Origin of the sequence: Arthrobacter sp. I3 (assembly GCF_000520575.1) — a bacterium.
In the GTDB taxonomy this organism is placed as follows: Bacteria; Actinomycetota; Actinomycetes; order Actinomycetales; family Micrococcaceae; genus Arthrobacter; species Arthrobacter humicola_A.
Map to the genome: position 1 here is coordinate 34,202 of NZ_KI914920.1, position 3,360 is coordinate 37,561.

Annotated in this window: 3 protein-coding genes; all 3 read right to left on the bottom strand. The window is 69.6% G+C overall.

From position 1 onward, the window contains the following. Positions 1-1,376 (bottom strand): dihydroorotase (locus tag Y706_RS0109835; protein ID WP_028276464.1); only part of this gene is annotated, 1,376 nt, incomplete at its 3' end. Continuing rightward, the gene (locus Y706_RS0109840) at positions 1,376-2,446 is read right to left on the bottom strand and encodes an aspartate carbamoyltransferase catalytic subunit (RefSeq protein ID WP_028276465.1); all 1,071 of its coding nucleotides are present in this window, start codon (positions 2,444-2,446) and stop codon (positions 1,376-1,378) included. The genes Y706_RS0109840 and Y706_RS0109835, both read right to left, overlap by 1 nt. After that, positions 2,443-3,045 (bottom strand): bifunctional pyr operon transcriptional regulator/uracil phosphoribosyltransferase PyrR, encoded by a 603-nt coding sequence (gene pyrR, locus Y706_RS0109845; RefSeq protein ID WP_028276466.1) that lies wholly within the window; start codon positions 3,043-3,045, stop codon positions 2,443-2,445. The genes Y706_RS0109840 and pyrR overlap by 4 nt, the downstream gene beginning before the upstream one ends. Positions 3,046-3,360 lie beyond the last annotated feature (315 nt).

Sequence of the window (3,360 nt, forward strand, 5' to 3'; positions counted from 1 at the left end):
CCCGCCGGTCCTGCGTCGAGCGCTTCGGCCGGCCACCGGTACGGGGTGTTGAGTTTTCCGTCGAGAACGGTCGGGTGGCCCTTGAAGAACGTCGCCACTACCTTCCCCGGCAGTTCCCGGCCGGCAAACGGAGAGTTACGGCCCATGGTTGCCATCTTAGAAGGGTCCACGGTCCAGCGCGCAGCCGGGTCCACGAGTATGACGTTGGCAGGCTCCCCGGCCTCGAGCGGGCGGCCCTGGTCCTGGACCCGGCCGATGGCGGCCGGCACCGTGGAGGTCACGCGGGCAAAATCCTCCCAGCCCATCAGGCCGGTTTCGATCATGGTGTGCTGGACCACGGAGAGCGCGGTTTCCAGCCCGGTCATGCCCATGGCTGCCTGCGCCCACTCGCATTCCTTGTGTTCGCTCGGGTGCGGGGCGTGGTCGGTGCCGACGACGTCGATCGTGCCGTCGGCCAGGGCGGCCCGGAGGGCCTGGACATCGGCGTCCGTGCGCAGCGGCGGGTTGACCTTGTAGACGGGGTCGTAGCTGCGGGCGAGCTCATCCGTGAGCCAGAGGTGGTGCGGGGTGACCTCGGCCGTGACGTTGACGCCGCGGGACTTGGCCCAGCGGATAATCTCCACGGACCCGGCCGTGGAGACGTGGCAGACGTGCAGGCGGGACCCGACGTGCTGGGCCAGCAGCACGTCCCGGGCGATGATGCTCTCTTCGGCGACGGCCGGCCAGCCGGCCAGGCCGAGGACGGCGGAGACCTCGCCCTCGTTCATCTGGGCGCCGGCAGTGAGCCGGGGTTCCTGCGCGTGCTGGGCCACGACGCCGTCGAACGCCTTGACGTATTCGAGCGCGCGGCGCATCAGCACCGGATCGTGGACGCAGATGCCGTCGTCGGAGAACACCCGCACGTGGGCGCGGGAGTCGGCCATGGCGCCGAGCTCGGCGAGCTGCTCCCCCGCGAGGCCGACGGTGACTGCTCCCACAGGGCGGACGTCCACCCAGCCGGCGGTCCGGCCAAGGGTGAGGACTTGCTCCACGACGCCGGCGGTGTCCGCCACCGGGGTGCTGTTGGCCATGGCGTGCACGGCCGTGTAGCCGCCCAGGGCGGCGGCGCGGGTGCCGGTTTCGACGGTTTCGGCGTCTTCGCGGCCAGGTTCGCGCAGGTGGGTGTGGATGTCCACCATGCCCGGGAGCGCGACGAGGCCCGCGGCGTCGATTACTGTTGCGTCCCGCACCCCGGCGCCGTCGGCGTCCAGCTGACGGCCGCGGGCGGCGATCACGCCGTCCCGGATCAGGAGGTCCTCGGCGGCTCCGCCCAGGATCGAGGCGCCCCGGATGAGGTAGGCGCCGCTGTTGTCTGCGTTCTGGTGCTGATCGGCCATCAGTGGCTCTCCTGGTGGGAATAAGTGAGGTTCGGAATGGCGGCGTGCGTCGCGGACGCGGCCGCGGATACGGGCGCGGCAGCAGAAACTGGTGCGGCGGCCGGCTCGCGGTTCTCCCCGGACAGCAGCAGGTACAGTGCCGCCATCCGGACCGAGACGCCGTTGCGCACCTGCGCCAGCACAGTGGAGCGGGGCGAGTCGGCCGCGGCCGCGGAGATTTCCAGGCCGCGGTTCATGGGACCGGGGTGCATGATGATGGTGTCCTTGAGCCCCAGGCTGTCGAGGGCACGGAGCCGGTTGTCGTCGAAGCCCCAGCGCCGCGAGTATTCGCGCGTGGTGGGGAAGAACGAGGCATTCATCCGTTCGCCCTGGACGCGGAGCATCATCATGGCGTCCACGCCTTGCGCGAGGGTCTCGTCGAGGTCAAAGCTGACGGCGCACGGCCATTTTTCGACGCCGATGGGGAGCAGCGTGGGCGGCGCGACGAGGGTGACCTCGGCGCCGAGGGTGCGCAGCAGCCAGACGTTGGAGCGGGCAACGCGCGAGTGCAGGACGTCACCGGCGATGGCGACGCGCATGCCTTTGAGGTCGGCGCCGGCAGACGGCGTGCCAGCGAGCTTCGACCAGTGCCGGCGCATCGTGAACGCGTCCAGCAACGCCTGGGTGGGGTGTTCGTGGGTGCCGTCGCCGGCGTTGATGACGGCGGCGTCGATCCAGTCGGTCGCGGCGAGCCGGTGCGGGGCGCCGGAGGCCCAGTGCCGGATGACCACGGCGTCGGCGCCCATCGCGGCGAGGGTCTGGGCGGTGTCCTTCAGCGACTCGCCCTTAGAGACGGACGAGCCCTTCGCGGCGAAGTTGATGACGTCGGCGGAGAGCCGCTTGGCGGCGGCTTCGAAGGAGATCCGGGTGCGGGTGGAGTCCTCGAAGAAGAGGTTGACCACGGTGCGTCCCCGCAGGGCCGGGAGCTTTTTGACCTCGCGCTCCCCCACCGCAGCCATTTCCTCGGTGGTGTCCAGGATGCGGATGGCGTTGTGCAGGCTCAAGTCTTCGGTGGAGAGCAGGTGCCTCATGCGGTGGCCTCGATGACGACTTCATTGACGGGGGCGCCGTCTCCGGCAGAATCGGTTTCCTCGAGCCGGACCCGGACCTTCTCCGATGAGGAGGTAGGCAGGTTCTTGCCGACATGGTCGGCGCGGATGGGCAGTTCCCGGTGGCCGCGGTCGATCAGCACGGCGAGGCGGACAATCCGCGGCCGGCCGAGGTCGATGATGGCGTCCAGTGCTGCCCGGATGGTGCGCCCGGAATAGAGGACGTCGTCGATCAGCACCACAACTTTGTTGTCGATGCCCGTGCGCGGCAGCTGGGTGGGGTACGGCGGCCTGGTGGGCTGGTGCGAGAGGTCGTCGCGGAACATCGTGACGTCGAGTTGACCGACGATGGCGGCGGCGTCCACGGTGGGGTCCGCGGCGGCGATCTTGGCGGCGAGGCGGACGGCGAGGGGATAGCCCCGGCGCGGGATGCCCAGCAGGACGAGGTCCTGGGAGCCCTTGTTGGCCTCAAGAATTTCATGGGCGATACGAGTGAGCGCGCGGTCGATGTCAGCCTGGTTGAGGACAACCCGGGTGAGCACCACCTGCGCCGGACCCGGTGCTGAAGGCACGGAAGTCAAAGCTCGTCTCCCCTTTCCCCGCCTCACGGGACGGAATTAAAAAAGGATTATTTGCTCTTTCAAATTACCACAACGGCACTGCCGCCCCGTCTCCGCCGGAATGCGTTTAACCTCACACGGACATAGGCTCTGTTCCATGACGATGAACGGACCGCGGCCGGGGCATGAGCACCCCGGCGGCCCCCGCCAGGGGCCGCTGCCCCGGCAGGCCAACCCGACGTGGCTGGGGCGTGTCCAGCCGGCGAACTACCAGCGGGCCCCTGCCAACGACGGCGGCCAGTTGCAGCCGGCACTGCCTCCCGCCGGGCCGGCGGG

Excerpts from the sequence above, each read along its gene's own strand:
- Y706_RS0109840 (WP_028276465.1), bottom strand. The coding sequence starts at position 2,446 with ATGAGGCACCTGCTCTCCACCGAAGACTTGAGCCTGCACAACGCCATC.